23 protein-coding genes are annotated in these 26,421 nt (G+C 66.6%); 17 read left to right on the plus strand and 6 right to left on the minus strand.

Going from position 1 to position 26,421, the window contains the following annotated elements:
- Positions 1-238 precede the first annotated feature (238 nt).
- From ACOQPH_RS04955 to ACOQPH_RS04995, 9 genes are all read left to right on the plus strand, one after another.
- Positions 239-769: an adenine phosphoribosyltransferase gene (locus ACOQPH_RS04955; protein WP_420623616.1), complete on the plus strand. Its 531-nt coding sequence runs from the start codon at positions 239-241 to the stop codon at positions 767-769.
- 172 nt (positions 770-941) lie between these two features.
- Positions 942-1,373 (plus strand): PPOX class F420-dependent oxidoreductase, encoded by a 432-nt coding sequence (locus ACOQPH_RS04960; RefSeq protein ID WP_420623617.1) that lies wholly within the window; start codon positions 942-944, stop codon positions 1,371-1,373.
- Between the two features lie 140 nt (positions 1,374-1,513).
- Positions 1,514-3,091 (plus strand): FAD-dependent monooxygenase, encoded by a 1,578-nt coding sequence (locus ACOQPH_RS04965; RefSeq protein WP_420623618.1) that lies wholly within the window; start codon positions 1,514-1,516, stop codon positions 3,089-3,091.
- 33 nt (positions 3,092-3,124) lie between these two features.
- On the plus strand, positions 3,125-3,946 hold the full coding sequence (locus ACOQPH_RS04970) for an MBL fold metallo-hydrolase (protein ID WP_420623619.1): 822 nt from the start codon (positions 3,125-3,127) through the stop codon (positions 3,944-3,946).
- A 54-nt stretch (positions 3,947-4,000) separates the two neighbouring features.
- Positions 4,001-4,528 (plus strand): hypothetical protein, encoded by a 528-nt coding sequence (locus ACOQPH_RS04975; RefSeq protein ID WP_420623620.1) that lies wholly within the window; start codon positions 4,001-4,003, stop codon positions 4,526-4,528.
- A 420-nt stretch (positions 4,529-4,948) separates the two neighbouring features.
- On the plus strand, positions 4,949-6,253 hold the full coding sequence (locus ACOQPH_RS04980; protein WP_420623621.1) for a N,N-dimethylformamidase beta subunit family domain-containing protein: 1,305 nt from the start codon (positions 4,949-4,951) through the stop codon (positions 6,251-6,253).
- Positions 6,253-7,668 (plus strand): carotenoid oxygenase family protein, encoded by a 1,416-nt coding sequence (locus tag ACOQPH_RS04985; RefSeq protein ID WP_420623622.1) that lies wholly within the window; start codon positions 6,253-6,255, stop codon positions 7,666-7,668. The genes ACOQPH_RS04980 and ACOQPH_RS04985 overlap by 1 nt, the downstream gene beginning before the upstream one ends.
- A 22-nt stretch (positions 7,669-7,690) precedes the next feature.
- Positions 7,691-8,845: an acyl-CoA dehydrogenase family protein gene (locus tag ACOQPH_RS04990; RefSeq protein ID WP_420623623.1), complete on the plus strand. Its 1,155-nt coding sequence runs from the start codon at positions 7,691-7,693 to the stop codon at positions 8,843-8,845.
- Between the two features lie 190 nt (positions 8,846-9,035).
- Positions 9,036-10,739: an IS1634 family transposase gene (locus ACOQPH_RS04995; RefSeq protein ID WP_420621888.1), complete on the plus strand. Its 1,704-nt coding sequence runs from the start codon at positions 9,036-9,038 to the stop codon at positions 10,737-10,739.
- Positions 10,740-10,917: 178 nt separating this feature from the next.
- Here the strand turns inward: ACOQPH_RS04995 and ACOQPH_RS05000 are convergent, their stop codons facing one another.
- On the minus strand, positions 10,918-11,697 hold the full coding sequence (locus ACOQPH_RS05000) for an SDR family oxidoreductase (RefSeq protein ID WP_420623624.1): 780 nt from the start codon (positions 11,695-11,697) through the stop codon (positions 10,918-10,920).
- 102 nt (positions 11,698-11,799) lie between these two features.
- Here ACOQPH_RS05000 and ACOQPH_RS05005 point away from each other — a divergent pair, with 102 nt between their 5' ends.
- The 6 genes from ACOQPH_RS05005 (at position 11,800) to ACOQPH_RS05030 (ending at position 18,676) form a co-directional block, all read left to right on the plus strand.
- A complete protein-coding gene (locus ACOQPH_RS05005) occupies positions 11,800-13,029 on the plus strand; it encodes a hypothetical protein (RefSeq protein ID WP_420623625.1) in 1,230 nt (409 codons plus the stop codon).
- Positions 13,030-13,036: 7 nt separating this feature from the next.
- Entirely contained in the window at positions 13,037-14,203 is a 1,167-nt protein-coding gene (locus ACOQPH_RS05010) for a hypothetical protein (RefSeq protein WP_420623626.1), read from the plus strand.
- 124 nt (positions 14,204-14,327) lie between these two features.
- Positions 14,328-15,497, plus strand: coding sequence for a redoxin domain-containing protein (locus ACOQPH_RS05015; RefSeq protein WP_420623627.1), 1,170 nt, complete (start codon positions 14,328-14,330; stop codon positions 15,495-15,497).
- Between the two features lie 58 nt (positions 15,498-15,555).
- Positions 15,556-15,855: a hypothetical protein gene (locus tag ACOQPH_RS05020; RefSeq protein WP_420623628.1), complete on the plus strand. Its 300-nt coding sequence runs from the start codon at positions 15,556-15,558 to the stop codon at positions 15,853-15,855.
- Entirely contained in the window at positions 15,815-16,219 is a 405-nt protein-coding gene (locus ACOQPH_RS05025; protein ID WP_420623629.1) for a twitching motility protein PilT, read from the plus strand. Before ACOQPH_RS05020 ends, ACOQPH_RS05025 begins: the two co-directional genes overlap by 41 nt.
- 171 nt (positions 16,220-16,390) lie before the next feature.
- Positions 16,391-18,676: an arylsulfatase gene (locus ACOQPH_RS05030; protein WP_420623630.1), complete on the plus strand. Its 2,286-nt coding sequence runs from the start codon at positions 16,391-16,393 to the stop codon at positions 18,674-18,676.
- Between the two features lie 34 nt (positions 18,677-18,710).
- Here ACOQPH_RS05030 and ACOQPH_RS05035 read toward each other — a convergent pair whose 3' ends face one another.
- Both ACOQPH_RS05035 and ACOQPH_RS05040 read right to left on the minus strand, forming a co-directional pair.
- The gene (locus ACOQPH_RS05035; RefSeq protein WP_420623631.1) at positions 18,711-19,154 is read right to left on the minus strand and encodes a PaaI family thioesterase; all 444 of its coding nucleotides are present in this window, start codon (positions 19,152-19,154) and stop codon (positions 18,711-18,713) included.
- Between the two features lie 194 nt (positions 19,155-19,348).
- A complete protein-coding gene (locus tag ACOQPH_RS05040; RefSeq protein ID WP_420623632.1) occupies positions 19,349-20,440 on the minus strand; it encodes a zinc-dependent alcohol dehydrogenase in 1,092 nt (363 codons plus the stop codon).
- 232 nt (positions 20,441-20,672) lie between these two features.
- On the opposite strand from ACOQPH_RS05040, the gene ACOQPH_RS05045 reads away from it, so the two are divergent.
- Positions 20,673-21,845 carry a mandelate racemase/muconate lactonizing enzyme family protein gene (locus ACOQPH_RS05045; RefSeq protein WP_420623633.1) on the plus strand — a complete coding sequence of 391 codons (1,173 nt, stop codon included), beginning with the start codon at positions 20,673-20,675 and terminating at the stop codon, positions 21,843-21,845.
- Positions 21,846-21,855: 10 nt separating this feature from the next.
- Here ACOQPH_RS05045 and ACOQPH_RS05050 read toward each other — a convergent pair whose 3' ends face one another.
- On the minus strand, positions 21,856-22,269 hold the full coding sequence (locus ACOQPH_RS05050; RefSeq protein WP_420623634.1) for a c-type cytochrome: 414 nt from the start codon (positions 22,267-22,269) through the stop codon (positions 21,856-21,858).
- The gene (locus ACOQPH_RS05055) at positions 22,266-22,814 is read right to left on the minus strand and encodes an O-acetyl-ADP-ribose deacetylase (RefSeq protein ID WP_420623635.1); all 549 of its coding nucleotides are present in this window, start codon (positions 22,812-22,814) and stop codon (positions 22,266-22,268) included. Before ACOQPH_RS05055 ends, ACOQPH_RS05050 begins: the two co-directional genes overlap by 4 nt.
- A gap of 213 nt (positions 22,815-23,027) precedes the next feature.
- On the opposite strand from ACOQPH_RS05055, the gene ACOQPH_RS05060 reads away from it, so the two are divergent.
- A complete protein-coding gene (locus ACOQPH_RS05060; protein WP_420623636.1) occupies positions 23,028-23,939 on the plus strand; it encodes a haloalkane dehalogenase in 912 nt (303 codons plus the stop codon).
- A 67-nt stretch (positions 23,940-24,006) separates the two neighbouring features.
- On the opposite strand, the gene ACOQPH_RS05065 is transcribed toward ACOQPH_RS05060, so the two are convergent.
- Positions 24,007-26,352, minus strand: a complete 2,346-nt coding sequence (locus tag ACOQPH_RS05065; RefSeq protein WP_420623637.1) for a CoA transferase — start codon at positions 26,350-26,352, stop codon at positions 24,007-24,009.
- Positions 26,353-26,421 lie beyond the last annotated feature (69 nt).

Below are 26,421 nucleotides of genomic sequence, written 5' to 3' on the forward strand. Positions count from 1 at the left end.
CGGCGACAACCTCGGCCGCGGCGCAACCCGCCGAACCGTCCCTGAACTACCGTTGATCACTGAGCCTCCGTTCGCAGTCTGGGATTCCAACAAACCCCACACTGCCACGGAGGCTCAACTCATCCCACGACCAGGCCCGTCAACAACGTCCATGGGCATTACAACTAGTGGCTTTGGTGGGAGGACGGGCCAATGGTCTCGCGCTGGCCAACGACGCGAGAAAGCCAATGAACGGAGCGTGGGAGAGGAACATGTCGTGTGGCAGTTGTTGATTCGGGATGTGCCGGATTTTCCGCGGCCGGGGATCGTCTTCAAGGACATCACACCGTTGCTGGCGGACTCGGCGGGGTTGAGATTGTGCGTCGACGAATTGGCGGCGCCATTCGAGGATCGCAGCATTGACCTCGTGGCGGCGCCTGAGGCTCGGGGCTTCGTGATCGGTGCGATGGTGGCGGATCGGCTCGACGCCGGCTTCGTGCCGTTACGCAAGTCGGGCAAGCTTCCTCGCGAGACCCTGCACGCCGACTACGAACTTGAGTACGGCGCAGAGCGGCTCGAAATGCACACCGACGCCGTCGCCAACCAGGCGAGGGTGCTGATCGTCGATGACGTGCTGGCCACCGGCGGCACTGCTGCTGCTTCTGCTCGACTGGTCACGCTTGGCGGCGGCGACCTGGTCGGCTTCTCGTTCGTTCTTGAACTCGAATTCCTCGGCGGCCGTCGCCAGCTCGGCGAGGCGCACATCGCTGCGGCGATCACCGTCCAGTAGCCCACCCGGCAGCCGCAGCCATTACCGTCCAGTAGCCCACCCGGCAGCCGCAGCCATCACCGTCCCGTAGCGCACCCGACCGCCACAGACTCGTACGACCGCGCCGTGGCGTCGGCAAGGCGTCCTCGCTTACGGTGAACCCGACCGGTTGATCCACGAAGCGAGAGAACCCATGACCACGCCATCACCGAAGATCATGAGCGCCGAGGCTCAGAACTTGGTGCGCAGGCCGAACTTCGCGCACCTAGCAACCTTGCGTGCGGACGGGTCGCCCAAGCTCGACCCGGTCTGGATCGACCTTGCCGACGAGTCCACCGTGACCATCGCCACGGGACAGGACTCGCTGAAGACTCGCAATGTGCTGCGAGACCCGCGTGTCGCCATCTCGATCGTCGACGTCGACAACCCCTACAAAGAGCTCCAGCTGCGCGGCACCTGCGTGGTAGAGCCCGACTCCGACATGGCAACCCTGGATGCGCTCAGCCACAAGTACACGGGCAAGCCGTTCCCATCGCGAGGCGACGACAGCGTCGTGCTGCGGATCACCGTCAACCAGTTCCTGTACCAAGACCTGCCCTTCGAGCACACCCCGCCGCTGGGCTGACGGCCGCATGATGCCGTTCAGCTCTGGCCGCCCCGAATTTGCGCAAAAATGCCGCCACAGACGGCAATTCTGCACACAGAAAGCGCAACAGCAGCGTTCGGAGATGACGCCTATCGGCGCGGCGGCTTAGGGTTTCGGCGGTGTCCACGACGCTCGCTTGTCGCCAGCACTACGACGCGATCATCGTCGGCGGGGGACCGGTCGCCAGCGTTGCGAGCCTGCATCTGGCTCGGGCCGGGATGGCGGTGGCGCTGATCGAGGAGTACGGGAACCCGTACCCCTACCCGCGGGCAGTCATGTTCGACGCCTATTCGTGCGCCATCCTCGCCGAGATCCTGGGGGGCGATTTCGACCGCATCTCGCTCAAGCGGACGCCTGGCGCGGGCTACTACCTCGATCAGGACAAGCTCGACGAGCCGTTCGCTCAGACCGCGCTCGAGGTCGGCGACACCCGCAACTGGTTCGTCCAACCGCAGGTCGAGGACATCCTCCGCGACGTGATCAGCCGGGCGGACAACATCGACACGTTCTATGGCTGGAGCGCCCGCAAGCTGTACACCGAGGGCGAATCGCAGCTCACCATGGAGCAGCTCGCCACCGGCGCGATGCGCGAGCTGAGTTCGACCTACCTGCTCGGATGCGACGGCGCCAACAGCTTCGTCCGCAAGCAGGCCGGCGGCAGCCTCTCCCAGCTCGGCGACAACGTCTCGTTCCTGGTGGTCGACGCCATCTCGGCCCCCGAGCACCGCCGAGGCGACAACGGGTGCGCCTACCAGATCGTTGACCAGGAGCGGCCCACCACCTACCTACCGATGGGCGTCGAGAACTACGTGCGTTGGGAGTTCCGGATCAACCCCGGCGACGACATCTTGGAGATCCAGTCTCCTGAGCGGATCCGGGAGCTCATAGCCCCGTTCTCAGATCCCGACCACACCGAGCTGCTCCGCCACACCGTCTACAAATTCAACTCGCTCATCGCCAACCGCTGGCGATTCGGCAATGTCTTCCTCTGCGGCGACGCCGCCCACCAGACCTCGCCGTTCCTGGGCCAGGGCCTCAACATGGGCATCCGCAACACCCGCAATCTGTGCCAGAAGATCGAGCTGGTGGCCGCTGGCGCCGCCCCGAGTTCGTTGCTCGACCGTTACCAAGCCGAGTGTTTCGAGGACACGAAGGGAACGATCAAAGAAGCGCTCAAGATGGGCAAGCTGCTGTTCAACACCTCGCCGCCGGCCAACGCCCTGCGAGCGACGATCAGCCGACTGCGACGCGGCAAACCGATCGACATCACCGCTCAGATCGCTCCCACCGCACGCGCCCTCGACTTGGCCGACGACGTGCCGCCACGCCTGCGCAAGCTGCTCCCGCGGGTGCGTGTCGAGCCGGACGGCGGCCCTGTGACGTTCCTCACGCTGCTGCACCCCGAACGGGCCAAGATCATCGCGGACGGACCCCTCGCGGCAGCGGCCTTCGACGGTCTCGACTCGCTGCCCGAGGGGGTCCGCCCCGACCTGTACGCCGCCGTCGATGCCCCGCACACTCAGACCACGGGGACGGCGCTCGTCATTGGTGACAAACGCCAGCGCACAGCGCTCTTCGGCGGCAGGACGTACGTCGCCATGCTGGAGAACAGCGTCTTGCTCGGCCGGTTCGCCGACGACGACGAGCGTGCGGTGTGCGATGCCTACCGTGCAGCGTTCCAGCTGACGGCGGCCTGAACAGCGACGCTGAAGTGCAAGAAGGAGAACGTCATGGACATCGTGCTGACCGGGACGGGCTCACCGTTGCCCGACGCCGACCGTGCCGGGCCGTCGACGTTCGTCAAGGCGGGCGACACGCACATCCTCGTCGACGCCGGCCGCGGCACGGTCATGCGCATGGCGGGCGGCGGCTCGCTTCCGATCTTCCTGAGTGCTGTGCTGATTACCCACTTGCACAGCGACCATGTGTGCGCGCTCAACGACGTGATCACGACCCACTGGATCATGTGCCAGGGCAACGCGACGCTGCAGGTGTACGGCCCGCACGGCACAGCACAATTCGTCGAACGTCAGCTGAGAGCGCTTGAAGCCGACATCGGCTATCGCATCGAGCACCACGACGTGCTCGTCAACGCCCCGCAGGTCGACGTGACCGAGCTGGCGCCAGGCGACTCGTTCGACGTCAACGACGTTCGGATCAGCACCGCGGCCACCGACCATGCGCCCGTGCGGCCCACGCTCGGCTACCGCATCACCCACGAAGGCGCAGCTGCAGCCGTGGTCGGCGACACTGTGCCGTGCGATGGCGTGGACGAGCTGGCAGCGGGCGCCGATGCCTACGTCCAGACCGTCATCCGGAGCGACCTCGTCAAGCTGAGCCCCAACGAGATGTTTCTGGACATCCTCGACTACCACTCCGACGTGCAGCAGGCGGCCCAGACCGCCGCCCGGGCGGGCGCCAAGCGGCTCGTGTTGACGCACATGGTTCCCGCGCCCACCCCCGAGCAGTATCCCGAGTGGATCGAGCTGGCCGCGGCGCACTTCGACGGCGAAGTGATCATCGGCGACGATCTCACCACCGTCTCACTCTGAGCCGCCCAAGACCGACCCCATACACTCGCCGACCCGCCAGTGACAGGAGCCCCCATGACGCTGACGGCCGATTCCATCCCCGTCGCCTACACGCCCGCAGGCGGTTGGACGCAGTGGCCGCCGCCGGTCCTGGCTCGCTGCACCGAGCCGCTGTGCGACGGCGCACCGGACATGCGGGGCTTCTGGCAGATCATCGAGGTGACTGAAGGCGGCGCCGCCCAGCCCGACCATCCCGCCCTCGGTCGCGTTCAGCGCATCGAACAAGCAGGCAACCGGGTGGTGGTGACCGGCGCCAGCATCATCCACGACATGCGCTGCGACGGGACGCTGGAGAACGGCGTGCACGATGTGGCCGAGTTCGACAAGTCGATCGAGATCCATGTCATCGCCAGCTTCGAGGACGGTGTCCATGTGCTGCGCCCCCAGGGTCTCGACGTCGGCACCGGGCCGATCGAGATACGCCGCTGGCGAGACGGCGAGCACCTCATGTGGGACTACGTCGGCTTCACCGCCCGCCTGTGCTGCCTCGCGCCGCCCGACGCCGACCCAGCAGACGTCTTCGCCGAAATCGACACGGCCTAAGGGCCGAGCGGATAGGTGACGTCTCGGAAAGTCGCTGTCATGCCTTCTGTGTGCAAATGTGCCGTTTGCGGCGGCATTTCTGCACACAGTTGAGACTGAAGCATTCTGTGTGCAAATCTGCCGTCTGTGGCGGCATTCTTGCGCAAAGTCCAGGCCGTTGGGGCTGCCGGGCGTCACCGTAGCTGCGTCGAGAAGCGTCTCACTTGTCGAGCATTGACATGCCTGTTCATGAGCAATCCATATGCCCATAAGCGGGCATGTCATGTGCCTATTTGTGGACTTTCTGCGGCGATGTCGATATGGCGGGACCAGGCGCGATGCGTTTGACAGATCTGAGCGCGACACGTTTGGCGGATCCGAGCACTCCAGAGTGCACGACCGGCCACGCCGCTACCGCAACGGGGCAACTACGGTCGCCGCATGATTGCGGGCTATTGCTGGCCGCACAGCGGCGTGGCGGGGGACACCGTCGACCTGATGATCAGCTCCACGGGCGGCTCATGCCGTGTGGAGGTGCTGCGGGTTGGCGCCGCCGAGCAGCTCGTGGCCGCATGGGAGGTGGCGACCGCAGAGCAGCCGGTCCCCGACGACTGCGCCGCCGAGGGCTGCGGCTGGATCCCGACGCTGCAGCTCGAGATCGACCCGGCATGGCAGCCGGGCTTCCATCTCGTTCGCCTGCACGGCCCCGACGGCGAGATAGCAGAGGCGTTCTTCGTCGTTCGGGCCGCCGAGCCGGGCGAAACGCTGCTGGTGCTGTCCACCTCGACCTGGGCGGCCTACAACGACTGGGGCGGGCCCAGCTTCTACACCGGCGGACATGTGTCCTCCCAGCAGCGGCCGCTGCCACGCGGCTTCCTCGACAAGCCCGATCCGCATCGCTACCGCGTCGCCTGGTTCGGGCAGCTGCCCCGTGCCGAAGTCGCCGACTACTTTGACAACTACTCGTACTGGTCTGCCGAAATGCGCAACCACGTCGAGAACTGGGTCGAGACCGGCGGTGCCGTCGCCTTCTTCTCGGGCAACACCTCGTTCTGGCAGGTCCGCTTCGGCGACGACGACCGGGTGATCGGCTACAAGCTCGACTTCCACCTCGACCCGGTGATGGGAACCGACGCCGAGCACACGGTGTCCACCATGTGGAGCGACCCGCTCACCGGCCGGCCCGAATCCGAGATGACCGGCGTCTCGTTCACCCGAGGCGGCTACGCCCACTGCCGACGGGCACCGAAAGGCTCAGGCGGGTACACGATCTGGCGACCGGAGCACTGGGCGTTCGACGGACTGAGGCTGATAGCGGGCGACGTAGTGGGCGCAGAGCCGGTGGTCGTCGGCTACGAGTGCGACGGCTGCGAGCTGGCCTTGGTCAACGGGCTGCCGGTCAGCGCCGGAACCGGTGGCACCCCGGCGAACTTCGAGGTGCTGGGCACGGCGCCGGCGCACCTGTGGGAGACCTCGGAAGCACCGCCCGAAATGCCCGAAAGCTACGTCGGAGAACTCAACTGGGTCACCGAGCGCCTCGGCGGCGGCGACACTCCTGAGAATCGGGAACGCTTCGCATACGGGGCAGCCGTGATGGGATGGTTCCGACGGGGCCACGGCGAGGTCTTCACAACAGGCTGCACCGACTGGGCCTATGGCCTCGAGCACCACGACGTGGCTACCGTGACTCGCAACGTCATAGGCCGGTACGTCGATCTGGCTGGCGGCAAACTGGGGAGTCCCTGATGACCGAGACAGTCGAGACAGTCGAGACTGCGGAAACCGCCGGGGCACAGCCGCCGAGCAATTACACCGAGGGCAACTTCGCCAGAGTCACCGAAGAGGTCACCGCGTTCGATCTCGAAGTGATCGGAGAGATCCCCGCAGCCTTCGAGGGCCGCTACCTGCGCAACGGCCCGAACCCGGTGGTGCCGACCGATCCCGCCACGAGCCACTGGTTCACCGGCACCGGCATGGTTCACGGTGTGCGGCTGCGAGACGGCCGCGCCGAGTGGTACCGCAACCGCTGGGTACGCGGGCACGACGTCACCGAGCTGTTCGGCGAGCCCGCAGTCCCAGGACCCACCCGCGGCCTCGATTTCTCGCCGAACACCAGCGTGGGCGGCTACGCCGGCACGACCTGGGCGCTGGTCGAGGCCGGTGCCCTGCCGGTCGAGATCGGCTACGAGCTGGACACGGTGTGCCGCAACGACTTCTTCGGATCCCTGCAGACCGGATTCACCGCCCATCCCAAGGTGGATCCCAGCACGGGCGAGATGCACGCCGTCTGCTATGCGTGGCAGGACCTGCTGGACCACATCGAGTACGTCGTGATCGGCACCGACGGCCAGGTGCGCACAACGGTTGACATTCCGCTCCCGGGCATGTCGATGATCCACGACATGTCCCTCACCGAGAATTACGCGGTGGTGTACGACCTGCCCGTCACGGTCGACCTGGACATCGCGCTCAGCGGAAAATCCTCATTCCCATTCCGGTGGGATCCCGGCTACGGCGCCCGCGTAGGACTGCTGCCCCGCAACGGCACAGCAGACGAGATCATCTGGTGCGACGTCGGGCTCTGCTACGTGTTCCACCCGCTCAACGCCTACGAGGACGCTGACGGGCGGGTGGTGATCGACCTGTGCCGCTACGACAAGATGTTCGACCGGGACCTGCTGGGCCCCGCAGGCGACTCCAGCCCAACGCTCGACCGCTGGACTATCGACCCCACGTCTCGCCAGGTCACCGAAGAGCGAGTCGACGACCGGTTCCACGAGTTCCCCCAGGTCCGCAGCGATCGAACCACCCGCAAGCACCGCTTCGGCTACACGGTGGGCGTCGGCGACGGCCTCATCGGGGGCGCCAACTACAAGATCGACTACGACACCGGCATAGCGCTGTTCCACGATCATGGCCCCGGCCGGGGGAGCGGCGAGGCGGTCTTTGTGCCCGATCCCGGCGGGATCGCCGAGGATGACGGCTGGCTGATCTCATTCGTCTACGACGAGACGACCGACGGCAGCGAGCTGGTCATCCTCGACGCCAGCGATCTCAGCCGTTCACCGGTGGCCCGGGTGCCGCTTCCGCAGCGGGTGCCCTACGGCTTCCATGGCAACTGGGTGCCCGACGCCGCTGTAGCGCCGCCCGAGGCGACCTGAGCACCCGGCGGCGACACGGCAGATGGCAGACCACGCAGAACTTGTCGGCCGGGCACGCGAGCTGGCACCCGTCATCGCGAAGCGGGCAGCAGATGCGGAAGCCATGCGCCGCCCGCCCGACGAGACGATCCGCGAGCTGATCGACGCTGAGCTGTTCTCGATCCTGGTACCGCGGCGCTGGGGCGGGCTGCAGGGCTCGCTGCACACCCATCGCGAGGTCGTGGAGATCATCAGCGCGGCGTGCATGTCCACGGGCTGGATCCTGGCCTTCTACAGCGGCCACAACTGGATGGCGCTGAAGTTCTCCGAAGAGGCCCAAGCAGAGTTCTTCGACGGCAAGAACTACGCCCTCATTCCGGTCACCACTGCTCCCACAGTTGGCTTCGAGCTGACCGACGGAGGGCTGATCGCCTCGGGACGCTCGCCATGGGGCACCGGCATCGTGCACGCGGACTGGGTATGCACCGGCGGCCGGGGCAGCGACGGCGACATTTACATCGTGGCGATGCGTGCCGAGGAGACCACGCTCGTCGACAACTGGAACATGGCCGCAATGTCGGGCACCGGCAGCAACGACTTCGAGATACACGATGTCTTCGTCCCTGAGCATCGGGTGCTGCGGCTGATGGACTTCGTCAACGGCGACACGCCGGGCGCACGGCTCCACGACGACCCCGTGTACCTGTTGCCGCTCATGCCGTTCATCTACTGCGAAGCCATGCCGGTGTTCTCTGGCGGGCTGCGGGGAGCGGCCACTGCGTTCGAGCACATCGTCAAGCACCGGGTGCGGACGCACACACGCGCCGTCGTGGCAGACGACAAGCTCGCGCACATCCAGCTCGGCGAGGCCGCCGCGGCGGCACATGTGGCAGAACGGCTGGTGGCAGATCAGGTGCGCGAGACCATCGAGCTGGCTGTGTCGGGCCACACGTTCAGCCTTTCCGACCGCATCCGGTTCAAGGCGCAAGCAGGCTTCGTGGTGGATCACTGCCGCCGGGCGGTGAACGACATCATCCACCACTCGGGCACATCCAATTTCGCCGACGACTCGCCCGTGCAGCGGTTCTTCCGGGACATCAACATGCTGGCAACGCATGCCTTCTTCGAGTCGGACATGTGCCGCGAGCAGATGGGCCGGTCACTGCTCGGCTTGAAACCGACGACGCCGCTCATCTGATCGCCACCCGCCGCTCGGCTTGGACCCGGCCACGCCGCTCATCTGACCCGAATTTGACGGGTTGGGGTGCGTGTTGGGCGGGTGTCGGGTTTGTGACCTGCGGGTTTGGGTGCGGCGAGGTTGTTCCGTGATGGTTTTGTAGGGGCGACATTTGCAGCTTGGCGGGAGTGGTGGGTGTTATGCTGCTGGGGTGTTCGTGAAGACGACGAGGCGGCGCAGGGGCGACAAGACGTATGAGTATCTGTCTTTGGTGGAGTCGGTGCGCGACGGCGCGAAGGTCGGGCACCGCACGCTGCTGCGGCTGGGCGAGGCCTCAGCGCTGCGACGCTCGGGCCAGCTCGAGCGCATCGTCGCAGCCTTGGAGGCCCATCTGGAACGCGAACGCGTCGATCCTGGGGCGGTGGAGGCCGAGGGGGCGCCCGCGGCGGGCGGGGTGGCGTGCGCGGCGGCGGTGTGGGAGCGGCTGGGCCTGGGCGGCTGGTTCGCCGAGGCGGGATCGGCGCGCGGCGCCGACCGGCTGGGCGACGCGGTGTTCGCGATGACGGCGAACCGGCTGGTCGCGCCGTGCTCGAAGCGGCGGCTGCCCGAGTGGGCCGCAGCCGACGTGGTCATGCCCGAGGGGTGGTCCGCTCCGTCGCCGGCGCAGTACTACCGGGCGCTGGACGCCGTCGCGGACGTCAAGGACTCGACCGAGGAGTTCCTGTTCGGTCGGCTGTGCGACCTGACCAGCCTGGACCTGCGGTTCGTGTGCTATGACCTGACCTCGACCTATCTGGAGGGCTCCACGGGTCCCTCGGAGCGGTTCGGGTCCAAGGCGTTCGGCTATTCGCGCGACCGGCGCCCGGACCGGCCCCAGGTCGTGATCGGGCTGCTGTGCACCGGCGACGGCGTCCCGATCGCGCACCACGTGTTCGCCGGGAACACCAACGACGCGTCCACGCTGCCCGGCGTGCTCGCCGACCTCACCGAGCGGTTCGCGGTCGGGAGGATCTGCGTGGTCGCGGACCGGGGCCTGGTCTCGGCGGGCAACGTCGCCGCGGTCGCCGACGCCGGCTGCGACCACGTGCTCGCCACCCGCCTGCACCGCGACAAGGCCTGCCGCGAAGCCCTCGAGACCATCGGCGCCGACACCGCCTGGACCGACGTGGCCGCCTGTCGGTGCCGCGCCGCCGAGGCCGTCCTCGCCGACGGCACCCGAGCCATAGTCGTGGAGTCCGACGCCCGCGCCCGACGCGACACGCGGCGCACAGCCGAGCTCGTCGCCCGCGCCGAAGCCGGCCTGGTCGCCCTCGAACACAGAGTCCGGGCCGGACGGCTCGCAGACCCCGCCCTGATCGGACGCGCCGCGCAGCGCGTCCTGGGGCCCAGCGGCGTCGCCGCCCTGTTCGACCTCGAGATCGCGCCCGGCCGGTTCGTCTACCACTACGACGAACACGCTCACGCCTACGAGAGACTCCTCGCCGGCCGCTACGTGCTCACCACCAGCCTTGACGCCCAACAGGCCCCCACCGCACGCGTCGTCGCCGCCTACCGTCAGCTCGCCGACGTCGAAGACCGGTTCCGGACCCTCAAGGACTTCCTGCGGCTGCGCCCCATACGGCACTGGACCGAAAAACGCGTCCGCGGCCACATCGCCGTGTGCGTCTACGCCGCTTTGGCCGAGACCCTCATCTCACGCGACCTCCAAACAGCCCACATCGCCGACCCCGACCAGCCCGACCAGCACCTCACCGCCGCCCGAGCCCTGCGAGAACTCGACCGCATACGCCAAGTCCGCCTCACCGCCCACGACAAGCACATCACCCTCACCACCCGCCGCAGCCCCCTCCAAAACCAGATCCTCGCCGCCACCCACACCCCCACACGCACCTGGGACAAAGCCCGCATCCACTAACGCGTACCCCCTCCCCAGAACCGATGTAGTGGAAACACCAACCCGCGCGCCCCCACTGACCTGCCAAAACGCAAAACACCCGTCAAACTCGGGTCTGATCGCCACCCGCCGCTCGGCTTGGACCCGGCCACGCCGCTCATCTGATCGCCGGCCGCCGTCGTCTGCGGTGGGCGCCGGTTCAGAAGACGCCGCCGTAGCTCCCGCCGTCGAGCTGCAGGCTCTGGCCGCTGATGTAGCCGGCTTGGGCCGAGCACATGAAGGCGAAGGCGTCGCCGAATTCCTCGGGCCGCCCCAGCCGCCCGGCGTTGATCGTCGCTTCCTGCTCGGCGCGTGCCTCTTCGTAAGAGATGCCCCGGCGAGACATCTGCACGTTTGCCATGTACAGCTGACGCTCGGTGTCGAAGCGCTCGGGCAGCAGCTGATTGATCGTCACGTTGTCCCTGACGACTTCCTTGGACAGCGCCTTGAGCACCGCGGTCAGGCCGAGCCGAGGGCCCGCTGACAGGCTCAGCGCAGGGTTGGGCGCTTTCACCATTGCGGACGTGATGGTGACGATGCGGCCGAAGCCCCGCTCCTGCATGCCCGGCACCACCCGGCGCACGAAGATCAGCGGCGAGATCAGCAGACGCTGCGCCGCGTCCTGCCATTGTTCGGGCTCGATGTCGCGGAAGCCGGTGAGCGGGGGACCGCCGCCGTTGAGCAGCACGATGTCGGGATCCCCGCATGCGACCAGCAGTTGATCCTGGACATCGGCCTCGGTGGCGTCGCCCACAACCGCCCGCGCACGCACGCCGTGGGTCGAGGCGATGTCGTCCGCAGTCGCATGCACATCGTCCGCTGTGCGGCCGTTGACGACGACGTTCACGCCTTCGCGGGCCACGCTGTGAGCACATGCTCGACCCAGTCCCCGGCTAGACGCCATCAGGATCGCTGAGCGACCGGCCAAACCCAGATCCATCGAGATCACCTTCCCCAGTTGTGCGGCCCGATGCCATGTCGCGATCGCAAGGGACGGGGCTCGGCCGCTGGGTTACCGTACTTGCGCCCGCGAGGAGACGACATGGCTGACACCGCCACACTGCCCGAGACAGCGGCACCGATTGTGAAGGCAGCCGATGTCGCGTACATCCGATTCTCGGCTCCCGATCTCGACGCCATGGAGACGTTTGTGACCGATTTCGGGCTCGTCGTGGCTCACCGCGACGACGACGCGCTGATCTCCCGTGGCCTCGAGCCGATGCCATTTCTGCACGTCGTCCATCGAGGCCCAGCGAAGTTCATCGGCTTCGCATTCGGGGTGGACACTGAGGATGACCTGCATGCGCTGGCCGGTGCAGTGCCTGGCTGCTCACCGGTGCACGACATCGGCGGCGCCGAGGGCCAGCTCGGCGGCGGCAAGCGCGTTCATTTCGTCGAACCGATCACCGGGTTCGTGCTCGAGGCGGTGCACGGCCAGCAGGCCGAACCGCTCGCGTCCCGGCGCGGCCGGCATACCTACAACCACGCCGGCGTGGATGAACGAGTGGGTGTCGAACAGGATGTGGGAGGCAATCGCTACCCGATTCAGAAGGATCCCGGCTCGCCCGAGGTGTACCGGCTCGGCCATGTGGTTGCTGCCGTGCCTCCGGGAGCCCACCAGGCCTTTATGAAGTTCCTGTCGGACACATTCGGAATGCTGGTGAGCGATCCGGCCCGGATGATCATCCCGCCTGGCGCAGAGGAGCATTTCCCACCGCCGCTGGTGGAGCTGATCAAGGCGACAGGCTCCGACGTGATGTTCCAGTTCATGCGCATGGACCGGGGTGCGGCCGAGACCGATCACCACAGCATCCTCGTGCTGCCGTTGATGGATGGCACCCCCGCAGCCCAGTTCAGCCACGCCGCGTTCGAGGTGTTCAGCATGGATGACGTCTTCCGGGGGCACATGCATTTTCGGGAGCGTGCGGCCGAGGGTGCGCCCTACTCGCTCGCGTGGGGTGTGGGCCGTCATGTGTACGGCTCGCAGATCTACGACTACTGGCATGACCCGTACGGGCATGTCCACGAGCACATGTGCGACGGCGACCGGGTGGATGCCAGCTTCGGGCCCAACACGATCGACATGACCGATCCGGGGCAGATGGGCCACAACGGCGGCAACCAGTGGGGCCCAACCGTCGAGGAATCCGGCGTCCACAACCTGAACGGTCCCCAGTGCGACCCCAAGTTCGCAGACCAGCCCGAAGAGATACGCGCGTCACTGCTGTCGCGGGACTTGAGCAAGGTGCAGCACATCGTCGATGCGCTCTGAGCAGGCGATGAGTACCTACGAGAACCGATTTCCGCCTGACCGGGAGGCCAACCGGGAGTACCTGCTGTTAGCGGTCTCGGGGGTTGCCGGAGCGCTGGCCGCGGGCCGAGACGAGTCCGAGCAGGCTCGGCGGCTGTCGACGACATCGGTCGAAGCGTTGCGTGAATCCGGCCTGTTCATGCTGAAGACGCCCCGCGAAGTGGGCGGCGCAGAGGCTCACCCGGTCACCCAGATGGATGTGATCGAAGCCGTCGTCATGATCGACCCGGCGGCTGCGTGGTGCATGTTCATCACCGCCGCGGCGTCGGGTGCCTCCTTGGCCCAGCTACCCGACGAGGCCGTCGACGAGGTGCTCGCCAACGGCTTCCCCTTCATGGCAGGCGCGCTGCGGCCCGGCGGGATGGCGCAGAGGGTCGACGGCGGCTACCGGGTGTCGGGCCGGTGGGCCTGGGGCAGCGGGGTCGAGCACGCCGACTGGGTGATGGTGCCGGTGTTCAGCGACGGGCCGCCGCTGATCAGGGCGCTGGTGCCGACCAGCGACGTCATCCTGCACGACAACTGGCACACCTTGGGCATGCGCGGCACGGGCAGCTGTGACTACGAGCTGGACGACGTGTTCGTTCCCGATCGCTTTGCGATGGATCTGCTGGGGGCCGAGCTGCTGCGGGGAGGGGCGCTGCACCGGCTCGGGCTGCCCGGGTACGTCGTGAACGAGCACGGTAGCTTCGCGTACGCCCTTGGCCGCTTGGCGCTGCGGACCATGAGCGAGGCCGCCATCGAGAAGAAGCGGGGCTACGTCGGCGGGGTCAGTCTTGCCGATCGTGCTGTGTTCCAGCGAGCGCTCGGCCAGGGCACGATCCGGATGAATGCGTGCGCGGCCGGGATGGCGGAGGTGCTCGAGCGCATGTTCGACTCTGCGGTCGACGGGCCTCCGGACCCTGCACTCGTGACCGAGGCTCAAGTGGCAGCGGTGTGGTGCACCGATGAGGCCGTGGACCTGGTGGGCGAGCTGTTTCGCTTCACGGGCGGCAGCGCGGTGATGAACGGCAATGAGATGCAGAGCGTTCTTCGGGACGTGTACACAATCCAGTCCCACCTCATGGTGTCGGCCGTCAGCTATGAGCGGTACGGCCAGGCGCTGCTCGGGTTAGCTCCAGGTGGCGCGCTGCCGTAGCTGGTTCTTGCAGCCCGGCCCGCCGTCGCAGCACAGCCCGGCGTGCACCCTGTCGGGCTCGGCGCTGCAATGCTGTAGGTGTGGGCTCGGGCAGCTCAGCCCCTCGACCGCAGCAAGGGCAAACGTGATCATCCTCGCCAACGACAAGATGAGCGATATTGCCCAGCGCACCGACGACACGTCGCTGCTGTGGGTGCGGATCGACCAGCTCAATGCAGCCACCGGCTGGCAGCTGAAACCTGAGGGTGTTTGCCTCGGCGAGCTGTGCGTGCCGCTGTTCGAACCCGAGCGTGAAGCCTGGATCGCTGACGCCGACGACTGGGTGTGGTTCTGCTATTCGGCCTTTGCCGACAAGATCGGCCAGAAGCATGTACGCGACGGCGACGTGTGGAGCTTCAGCGCAGTGCCCGAAGTCCGGCGGATGGGGCTGGAGTCGGGGTTCGCTCCCGACTTCGAGATGACCGAGCGCAACGGCGAAACACTGCAACTGTCCGACCTGCGAGGTCGCAAGGTGGTGCTGTTCACCTGGGCCTCCTGGTGAGGTTGTCGGATCAGCCTGCCGGTCTGGCAGGCGCTCTACACCTCGATCGGCCCCGACCGATTCGAGCTGATCGGTGTGGCCCAAGACTCACGAGGCGAGGAGGCAGCCGGCAAGTGGCTCGACCGGGCCTCGCCGACGTATCGGTGCATTGTCGACTCGACGCACCGGATCAGCTCGTTGTTCGGATGGGTCAACGTGCCGTCGGCCGCATGGATCGACGAGGAAGGGCGCATCGTTCGCAGCAACGAAGGGGTGTACCCGGCCGAGGCCACGATCAAGTTCGGACTCGGAAAGGTCCGCATCGGCAGCGACGCGTTTGCCTCTGCGACTCGCGACTGGATCGAGCGGGGGGCGGACAGCGAGTTCGTTTGGTCAAGCGAGGAGCTCGCTGCTCGCCGCAAGCCGATTGACGACCACACGTTGCTGGCGGAGCCGACGTTCAAGCTCGCGCTGCACTTCGAAGCGGAAGGCGACAGTGAGCGTGCACTGCGGCACTTTGAAGCAGCGCAACGCTTGGCACCGGACAACTGGAACTACAACCGGCAGGGCTGGACCCACAAGGGAACCGCCTACGCACACATGCAAGTGCTCAAGCGGACGACGGACATGCGCAAGAACTCCGACAAGAACTACTACGACCCCATGGAACTGCCCGGCGAGAATCACCACCAAGTCACACAGCCAGAGTGGATCTGGACCCCAGCCGTCAAACGCCTCAGGCGCCTGCTGGGCCGGGAGCCGAGCGCTGCGTGATCGGCGCCGGAGCGCCCCAGTGGTACGAGGGAGCGTGCACCGGAAATAAGATAAAGGTATGACGAAGCGTCGCATTGCGGTCACCGTCGATGAGGACCTCATCGAGGCTGCGAGCGGTGCAGTGAACGACGGCGACGCCTCGTCGGTGAGCGCCTGGGTGAACGAGGCAATGGCGGACAAGAACGAGCATCGACGTCGCCACAAGGCTCTCGATGAGGCGATTGCGGACTACGAGGCCGAATTCGGCAAGATCAATTCGGAGGAACTCGAAGAACAACGCCGTCTCGACAAGATTGCTGCCGAGCAGGTCCGCGCCGATGGCATTCGTCGAAGGGCGCAGCGTGAGCTTGGTGCTTGACGCGGGCGCACTCGTCGCCTTGGAGCGCAACGATCGGACCCTTTGGCGACGGGTGGACGATGCACACCTGAAGGGCAGCGCCCCGCTGACCCATGGCGGCATCGTGGCGCAGGTGTGGCGAGGCGGATCGGGACGGCAGGCCCGTTTGGCAATGGCCTTGCTCGGCACCCTTGTCGTTCCTCTCGACAATGACCTCGGCCGCCGGGCCGGTGTTCTACTGGCACGGACTGGCCTGGTCGACGCCATCGACGCGGCGCTCGTCGCGCTTTGCCGCCCCGGCGACCAGATCGTGACTTCGGATCCTGCCGACATCGATGCGCTCGCAGAAGCCGCCCGACTCGACGTCGACATCTTGCCGGTGTAGCGATCGCGACGGGCGCAGACGTGCCCAGACCGTCAACCGATGTGCGTTTCCGCTCCCGATTGTTGTGGTGCCTCGCCTTCGACTGCCTCGGCGGCTCGGTTGGAGATCGTCGGCGTCCGCCTCGACGAAGTGGCGTAGCGTCCCGGTGACTTCGCTCACGAAAGGCTGACCATGGCAGTGGGAAGTGCACACCCGTCATTCCAGGGCCGAATCGGCCGAACCGTTGCCGAGTCCGAGCCGTGGTTTGAGGAACATCCTCATGCGCCTCCCGGCGCGCCGAACGTGGTGTTCGTGCTGCTCGACGACACCGGTTTCGCCCAGTTCGGCTGCTTTGGGTCTGACATCGACACACCCCACATCGATGCGCTCGCCGCGAACAGGCTCCAGTTCACCAACTTCCACGTCGCGCCGCTGTGCTCGCCGACCCGGGCATCGCTGCTGACGGGACGGGCCCAGCACGCCGTCGGCATGCGGTCGGTGTCGAACTTCCAGACCGGCTTTCCCCACCAGCTCGGCCATATCACCAACCACGCGGCGACCATCGCCGAAGTGCTCAGGGACGAGGGTTACGCCACGTTCTGCACGGGCAAGTGGCATCTCGCGCCGACCGAGAACAGCTCCGCCGCCGGCCCGTTCGACCAGTGGCCCCTCGGCCGGGGCTTCGATCGCTTCTACGGATTCCTCGAAGGCGAGACCGATCAGTTCTTCCCCGAACTTGTCACTGACAATCACCCGATCGACCCGCCCGCAAGACCCGAGGACGGGTACCACCTCAGCGAAGACCTCGTCGATCAGATGCTGCAGATGATCAGCAACAGCAAGGGTGTGCGTCCCGACCGGCCGTTCTTCGCCTACGTGCCCTTCGGTGCCACGCACGCTCCGCACCAAGCACCGCCGGAATACCTCGCGAAGTACCGGGGCCGCTACGACGAGGGTTGGGATGTGGTGCGCCAGCGCTGGTACGACCGGCAGATCAAGATGGGCGTCATCCCGCCGCACACCGTGCTGGCGCCACTGAACCCGGGCGTGAAGCCGTGGGACGCGCTGTCAGCGAACGAGCAGAAGCTGGCCTGCCGGCTGCAAGAGGCCTTCGCCGCGTTTCTGGATCACACCGACGACCAGATCGGGCGCTTCGTCGCCGGGCTCGAACATCTCGGCCAGTTCGACAACACGATCTTCATCGTGATGGCCGACAACGGTGCGTCCCAGGAGGGCGGACCGACCGGCGTGATGCACGAATTCAAGTTCTTCAACGGACTGGCTGAGTCGATCGACGAGGTCGTCGAGCGGCTCGACGACATCGGTGGGCCCAACAGCCACACCAACTACCCGTGGGGCTGGGCCCAATGCGGCAACTCGCCGTTCCGCTGGTACAAGCAGAACACCCACGAGGGCGGGGTGCACGTGCCGATGGTGGTGCACTGGCCAGCCGGCATCGCCGCCGATCAGCGAGGGACGAAGCGGAGCCAATTCGTCAATGTGTCCGACGTGACCCCCACGCTCTACGAGCTCCTCGGTGTCACGCCGCCCGAGACGTACCGAGGATTGGTCCAGCTCCCGGTCACCGGCAACTCGTTCGCGTCGGTATTGGCGGACCCTGATGCCCAGGCCACGAACACGTTGCAGTACTTCGAGAATTCCGGGTCGCGTGCCCTGGTCGCGTTCGGGAACGGCATCTGGTGGAAGGCCGTGGTGCGTCACCTCCCGGACGATGACTTCGACACCGAGCCGTGGGAGCTGTTCGATCTCGGGGCGGATCCCTCCGAATGCAACGACCTTGCGGCCGACCAACCCGAGCGTCTCGAAGAGCTGATCGGCTTGTGGTGGTCCGAGGCCGAGCGCAACGGCGTGCTGCCGCTTGACGACCGCAGCGGCATGTTGCTGTTCGGGGCACGGTTGCGGGAGAACTCGCCGCACCCGCCGAGCCGGCGCTATGTGTACCGGCCGCCGCTGTCCCGGATCCCCATGGGGGCGTCCCCGTCTGCCGGTGGCAATTTGTTCGACCTCACAGCCCGGGTGAGTCGGGGTGCGGGCGACGAGGGCGTCATCTGGGCGACGGGCACCGCAGGTGCCGGCGTGTCGGTCTTCGTCCAGAACGAACGCCTCGTTGTGGACTACAACGCGTTCGCTGATCGCACCGTCGTGGAGTCGACCATCGAGGTGCCCGAAGGCGACTGCGAGCTGTCGATGCGGCTCCGACGTACAGACAGGGCGGGTGGAGTCATCGAACTGGCGGTTGACGGCCAGCCGGCTGGCACCGCTGAGCTGCCGTACATCATGTGGATGATCTCGTCGGTCGGTTCCAGCATCGGCCACGACCACGGGTCAACAGTGTCAGAGCACTACGACGGCTCGTTTCCGTTTGCGGGGACTCTGCACGATGTGGAGATAAACCTTTCGGCAAGGACCGAGGCCGACGTTGCGGCCACGGCCCGAGCCGAGATGGCCCGTCAGTAGGCGGTAGTTCGCAGCGGAGCGCCGCCGATTGCGGTCAGCCGGAAGTCTTCGGCGCGACGATCGTGGTGGTGCCCTGAGCGACGGCGACCATCCGCGCACCGTTGGTGATCTCGACACGCACGACAGCGAGTCGCTTGCTCATCGAGATGATTTCGGCGGTGGCCACGCAGGTGCCGCCAGTGACCGGTGCGAGCAGGTTGATCTTGAATTCGGTCGTCGCAGCCCAGTAGCCCGGAGGCATGACGGGGTACATGACCACGCCGAGCACGTGATCGCACATGGCCGAGAGGCAACCGCCGTGCATGGTGCCCATCGCGGTGATCAGTTCGTCGGTGATCGGCATCTCGCACACGAGCCGCCCGGCCTCGAACTCCACTGCCTTGATGCCCAGGTAGCCGTCGATACCTGAGCGGGAGACACGGCCCAAGACCTTGTCGGCCCACTCGGAGTTGAATGTCTCGAAGACCGGTCGGCTCATCGTGTGACTCCTAGGTAATGGGTCGCGCGGATAGGTGCGCCCGCTGCGAAGGCGGCAGGGCCCTCAGCTCCGGGAATCCGGCAGGTTCCAACCTCGCAGAGTCCCCTGCCGCCTCCGCAGCTATGGCGTCTGTGCCTATCCGCTCATGCTCTCAGAAGGTTCAGGTGCAAACACGCCGTGCCGTATCTGATGGTTCACGGCGCGAAGACGCCGTGAACGGGCGGCGTGCCGGGTTGCTCGCCGGCGAGCAGCTGGATCAGGGGTTCGAGGTCGTCGAATCCGGCTACTTGGCGGGGCAGATCCTCGAAGGGGTAGCGCCCCGAGACCAGCAGGTCGAGCGCTTGGCGGTACGCCGTGACATCGACGCCGAGCGCGCCGATGATCCGCAGTTCCTTGTAGACGATGTGGTCCGCGTCAAAGCCCGGCGTCTCGGGAGTGCCGCGTGTGCCAGCCAGCACGATCGTGCCGCCCGGGCGGGCGATCTGGATGGCTTGAGCGAATGCTGCCGGAGCCTTCGCCGTCACGTCAACGACGACATCGGCTTTGCGGCCGATCGCCTCGCGCAGTGCGCGGTTCGGGTCAGTCTCGGAGACATCTATGGCAAGGTCCGCGCCGAAGGCGGGGGCCAAGGCGAGCCTTTCCGCATCTCGTGCTCCGAGTCCAGTGATCATGACGAACCCAGCGCCGGCTTCCTTCACGGCGGCGGCAGCGCACAGGCCGCGCACTCCGGGGCCGAGGATTGCAACAACATCACCGGGCTGAGTTTCGGGGATCTCAACTGCCCAGCGGATGCCGGCACCGAGCGGGTTGAACAGCGTGGCGGTGACCGGGTCGAGCTCGTCGGGCACCGCCATGAGCATCGAGTCGGGGCCGAGGTACAGGTGCGAGGCGTAGCCGCCGCCCAAGCCCGGGGGAGTGTCGGCGTCGGTGAATCCGATCATCGTCGCCAGGCCGTTGCGTTCGCAGCGCCGGTAAAGGCCGGACCGGCACTGCTTGCATTCCCGGCAGGACAGGAACACCTCGAGGGCGATCCGCTGGCCCGCGTTCACACCCCAGCGCTCGGCGGCCTGGTCGCCCAGTTCCTCCACCACGCCGATCACCTCGTGGCCAGGGATGAACGCATGCGGGTTGGTGATGTGTCCGGTGTACTGCTCGTGGTCGGTGCCGCACAGCCCGCATGCCTCGATGCGCAGCAGGCCGTCGTTGCCGCCGATGTCTGGCAGCTCGAAGCTGCGCTGCTCGAACGATCGCGGCCCGGTCAGGACCAGTCCAGTTGCAGATGTCATCGAAGTCGTTCCTCAACTGGCGAGAGCGAGTGCAGTGTTGCCGATGCTGATGGGCGGCGCGCAGCACACCGACGCAAACGTTAGAGGCCGCGCGGATAGGCAATCACTTGATTGTCGGAGCTGTTGTCTTCCGCTCTTGTTCGCTGCGCTCACGGGCCGCTCGGGTCACGGCTTCGCCGCCTGCCGGCTCAGCCTCCTAGGGCACTCCTGTTGAAGGCCCTACGCTGCGATGATGACGCCGACGATCGTCGAGGTGACGGCGGCGCCGCTGCGGCGGCCTGAGGTGCTCGGACGGACGGCGCCGCCTACTGTGTCGTGGGATTCGACGGGCATGATGCACCCGCTGTCGAGCGACCGCAGCTTCGTCGGCCAGGCCGAACGATTCGAGCCGCGCTGGGACGAGGTTCTGTGCGTGGTCACGGCATCGGACGGCAGTTTCGGCGTGGGCATGACCTGTCATGGGGGACCGGTGGTGCCGATCATCAACGATTTCTACGGCCCGATGATCGTCGGCGAGAGCGTGCCGGCCGTCGAGCGTCTGTGGAACATGATGAGCCGGAGTGCCAACAGCGCCTTCGGGGCGGCAGGACTGGCTGCATACGCCCTCAGCGCGGTCGACCTCGCACTGTGGGACCTCAAGGGCAAGGTTCTCGGCCGGCCTGTCTACGAGCTCATCGGCGGTCCGGCGAGGGATCGCACACGCTGCTACGCGACTGGCAACGACCTCGACGACTCGCGCAAGCGGGGATTCGACGCGTTCAAACTGGCCGGATCGGTCGGGCCCGGATCAGGCACTGCTGGCATCACCGAGACGGAGCGTCTGGTCGCCAACGCACGCTCGCAACTCGGTCCTGACGCCGACCTCATGCTCGACTGCTGGTCGTCGCTCGATGCGTCCTACACCGTGCGTCTTGGTGAGGCACTGGCCCCGTACCGACTGACCTGGATCGAAGACTTCGCACAGCCCGACGACTGGCCCGGATACGCAGACGTGCGCCGACGATTGCCCACCCAGATGCTGGCTGCGGGAGAGCGCTGGCTGACCGACCGGGCCTTCGCGTATGCCGCCCAAGAGCGCCTCGTGGACGTACTGCAGCCGGACATTCAATGGGTGGGTGGTGCCACGGCCGTGCTTCGGATAGCGGCCATCGCTGCCTCGTCGGGCATCGAGCTGGCCCTGCACGGGGGCTGCAATGACAGCTACGGCCAGCACCTCTGCCACGCGCTGCCCCAGAATCGTTGGGCAGAGATGTATGTCGGCTGCCAGCCGGGCGAGTCGCTGATGAATGCTTGGCGTTCCACCCCCGGCATGTCACTGCCCGACGATGGCTGGCTCAAGCCCAGCGACGCGCCTGGCTTTGGTATCGAGCTGACCCGCGAGCAGATCGACGCAGCCACGGCGTAGGCGCAACGGGCTATTCCTCGAAGCCGAGGCGTTCTTGTTCAGCGCGGACGAACGAGATGACCGCTTCGATCTCGTCATCGGAAATGCCTTCGACTGGCGGCATGTCACCGAACCACCAGTGGTGCTCGGGCGCGCCTTCGGTGATGGCTGAGCGGAAGGCGTAGTCGCTGTGGTGGCCGGGTTCGTAGATGATGGACAACTGCGACGGGCCTTTGTCCGTACCTCGGAGGTCGACCCCGTGGCACTCTGCGCAGTACTGCTGGTACACCGCCGCCCCGTCGACGGGAGCGTCGGCGCTCGCGGTCGAATCGGCCTGAGTGCCGTTGGCGGCCTCCGACGTTGCATCCGTCGTGCCGCATCCCGAGGCGACGAGGGACGCAGCGAGAACCATGACAGCTATTGCGTGGGACAGCTGTGCCTTCATGGGACCGGGCCGAGGACGGTTTGGTAGGCGTTGAGGGCCTCGTCGTTGAAGCAGACGAAGCGGACAAGTTCGACCTGGGTCGGTGTGGCTCGGACAGTGTCGACGGCAATCTGCGTGGCTGGCGCGACGGGGTAGCCATACACGCCGGTGGAAATCGCGGGGAAGGCGATTGTGTGGGCACCGACCTCGTCCGCCCGGACGAGCGATTCCCGGTAGCACGAAGTCAGCAGTTCGGCCTCGCCGTGAGCGCTGCCACGCCAGATCGGCCCCACGGTGTGAATCACCCAGCGGGCCGTCAGCCGGAAACCGGGCGTGATCTTGGCCTGACCGGTAGGGCAGCCTCCGAGCGTGCGGCAGTGTGCGAGCAGCTCTGGTCCCGCTGCCCGGTGAATGGCGCCGTCCACACCGCCTCCGCCCAACAGCGTCTCGTTGGCGGCGTTGACGATCGCATCGACCCGTTCCGCTGTGATGTCGCCGAGCGTCACCTCGAGGCGTAGCTGGCTTGGTTCCTGACCGGTCGGAGGCAACGGCATCGATGCGGCCATGTGGATCAGTTTGTCTCCCCCATCGGGATGCTGTCGATTGTCGGCACAGAAATGGGCACTGAGCTGATCGAAGAGTGTCGAGTGAACGAGATGATGTCAAGATGCTCCGGCGATCGAGGTCCCTCGCACCGCTGATGGTGGCGCGCGAGATGATGCGGCTGCTCACCGAACGCTTCGAGACCCCGACCGAAATCGATAGTGGAGACTGAACCGATGCACATCCTGCGCACACCCGACGAACGATTCGACGGGCTGGCTGACTACGACTTCGAACCCCGCTATGCGGAGATCGGAGACGGCGACGGCGGCACGCTCCGAGTGCACTACTTGGACGAAGGACCCCCAGATGCAGCGCCCGTGCTGCTGCTGCACGGAGAGCCCTCGTGGGCGTACCTCTACCGGCACATGATCCGACCGCTCGCCGACGCCGGCCATCGGGTCGTCGTTCCCGACCAGGTCGGCTTCGGCCGCAGCGACAAGCCTGCCGAAATGACCGACTACAGCTACGCCCGCCACGTCGATTGGATGTCGAGCCTGGTCTTCGACATTCTTGACCTCGGCGATATCACGTTCTTCGGCCAGGACTGGGGCGGTCTGATCGGCTTGCGCTTGGTGACCGCCCAGCCCGACCGCTTCGCGCGTGTGGCGATCTCCAACACCGGATTGCCGACGGGGGACCGCAGCCCCAGTGATGCCTTCATGGCCTGGCAGAAGTTCTCGCAGGAATCGCCCGTGTTCCCGATCGGCGACATTGTGAACGGCGGGTGCCTGACCGACCTTGCTCCCGAGGTTGTCGACGCCTACAACGCGCCGTTTCCCGACGATTCCTACAAGGCCGGCGCTCGCATCTGGCCGTCCTTCGTCTGCACTTCGCCCGACGATCCTGAAGCGTCCGCCAACCGCGAGGCCTGGGGCGTGCTCGAGCAGTTCACGAAGCCCTTCCTGTGTTGTTTCAGTGACAGTGACCCCGTCACCCAAGGCGCCGACAGGCCGTTCCGGGCGCGAATTCCCGGCGCACAGGGTCAAGCCCACACCACCATCGAGGGCGCTTCGCACTTCCTTCAGGAAGACCGCGGCCCCGAGCTGGCCGCTGTGCTGGTCGACTTCATAGCGTCAACAAGCTGAAGCGCCGGCTCGCCGCGACGTCGCGAGGGTGGCGCGTTGCGCCCAGCGAAACCGCCGGCCCAACGATCTACTCCAGCGCCTCGGCGACGGCCAGGTCGGCGATGCGATCGGTGTCGTAGCCGAGCAGGTCGCTAAGGATCTCAAATGCGTGCTCGCCGTAGGTGGGACCGGCCCAGTCGAATCCGTTGTGCGCTGCCGACAGCGTGTACGGCACCGCGTCGACGATGGTGCGGCGGGCGTACTGATGTGGCGCCCATTGGAAATGGCCGCGGTGGGCGAGCTGCGGGTCGTCGATGCAGGCTCCCGAATTTTGGACGTAGTGAGCGGGGACGCCGTGCGCCTGCAGGCGATGCATGAGGCCGGGTCCGTTCTGCCGTGCGGTGAAGGCGGAGATGATCGCCTCGAGCTCGTCCTGGCGGGCCCGGCGGGCAGGCTCGTCGAGATCGGCGAGGTCTTCCCGTCGCATCTCGATCGCTAGAGACCGCCACTGTTCGTCGTCTTCGGTCGCGATGGCTATCCACTCGTCGTCGCCAGCAGCGGGGTACACGCCGTGGGGGACCATGCGGTCGTCCTCGTTGCCCCGGCGGGTGCGCCGCACACCGGTGGCCTGCATCTCGGCGATGGCGGGCGCCAGCAGGTGCACCGCTGCCTCCATCTGGGAGAAGTCCAGATGCTGGCCCTCACCTGTGCGCCGGCGGTGGTCCAGCGCGGCAAGCAGCGCACACACGGTGAACCTGGGCGAGCAGTAGTCGGTGTAGGCCAGATACGGCCCGGCGGGGCCGCGGTCGGCCCAGCCGGTGATGTCGAAGAAGCCAGCTACCGAAGCAGCCATGTTGCCGAAGCCGGCGAATTCCCGATGCGGCCCGCTCTGGCCCATCACGCAGCTCGACACCATGACCAGCTCGGGGTTGACCTCGCGCAGGTCGTCGTAGCTGAGTCCCCAGGCGGCCATCGTGCCGGGTGTGAATGACTCGACGACAACATCGGCCCATGCGACGAGATCGCGCACGACCTCGCGGGCCTCTGGCTTGGACAGGTCGAGCGAGATCGTCATCTTGTTGGCGTTCGTGGAATGCCAGGCGATGGCGTTCTCCTGATCCGGCACGTCGTCTCGATGGCCGAGGGCGCCGCGCAGCAGGCACGGCCGGTTCTGCGTTTCGACCCGCACCACCGTCGCGCCCCAATGCGCCAGGATTTTCGTTGCCAGGGGAGCGGCGGCAACCCAGGCCAGGTCCGCGACCTTCAGACCGGCCAGTGGCTTGTCCGAGCGGGCACCCGCGGGCAGCGGCTCCGTCACTGACGGCAAACCCGCACTGGGGCCGGTCAGCACTTCGGTGGTGTGTGCGCCCGCCTCGGGCGCCGGACCGAGGGGCGACAGGGGGGTGCCCTCTGCCAGAACGAAACGCCCCGGAAGCCTGGTGCCGTCGACATCGTCCCAGAAGTTGCGAGCGGCGAGCTGCGGGCTGTCGAGCACGTCCTGGAGTGTGTTGACCGGGCAGATGAGCAGCGAGTCGCGCAGGCCCCGCTCGATCATCTCGGCTTTCGTCTTGGTCATGCAGAAGCGGGCAATGTCGTCCATCACCCCCTCGATGACGTTGATCGTTTCCTCGCCGGACTGCAGGTGCAGCGCGAAGTTCACCCAGTCCTTGTTGGGGGTCTCGTCGTCGCAGAAGCCCTCTTCGTTCATCCACGTCAGGAATCGCCTCACCATCGGCCCGATCATCGGACCGAAGGCGACGGTGACGATCACGTAGCCGTCTATGCACGCATAGATCGTGCGGAGCATGAGCGAGCCGAAGCGGACCCCGCCCGCCTCCCGCCGCACCTCCTCCAGGCCTGCGGGGGCGTAGAAGATAGCGGACAGTGCCGTCTCGCAGACTGCTTGCTGCGTGGACAGGTCGACGTGCTGACCGTGTCCGGTGCGGGCCCGATGCTCGAGCGCCACCAGCGCAGCGACCGCTGCTTGGGCGCCGGCGTGGAGCCACGCTTGGGGGATGCTGATGCGCACAGGAGGACGGTCGCTGTCGCCGGTCACCGCGAGCTGGCCGCTTGATGCGAACAGGGTGAGGTCGGTTGCTTTCCAGTCGGCTTTCGGCCCGGTTTCGCCCCATGGGGTGATATGGACGGTGATGAGCTGGTCGTTGGCGTCTCGCAGGGCAGCGAGGTCAAGCTCGAAGGGCGTGGCGTCGTTGTGCAGCACGACATCGGCGCTGGCCGTCAGCGCTGCCACCTCGTCGGCGGTGGCCGCGACAACAGAGCGCTTGCCGCGGTTGTACGCATCGTGGGCGTAGCCGCGTGGCCATCCGCCCGGGGGCTCCACCAGCACCACATCGGCGCCGAGCTGGGCCAGCAGATTGCCGGCGAACCAGCAGCGCTCGTCGGTGAGATCCAGCACGCGATACGGACCCAGCATCCCGCCCCCCAAGGCCTCGATCGTGCGGCAGTCGTCGGCTCCCGCCGCTCCTGCGCCCGGACACTAGTG

Source organism: Candidatus Poriferisodalis sp. (genome assembly GCF_965221945.1).
Taxonomy (GTDB): Bacteria; Actinomycetota; Acidimicrobiia; order Acidimicrobiales; family Poriferisodalaceae; genus Poriferisodalis.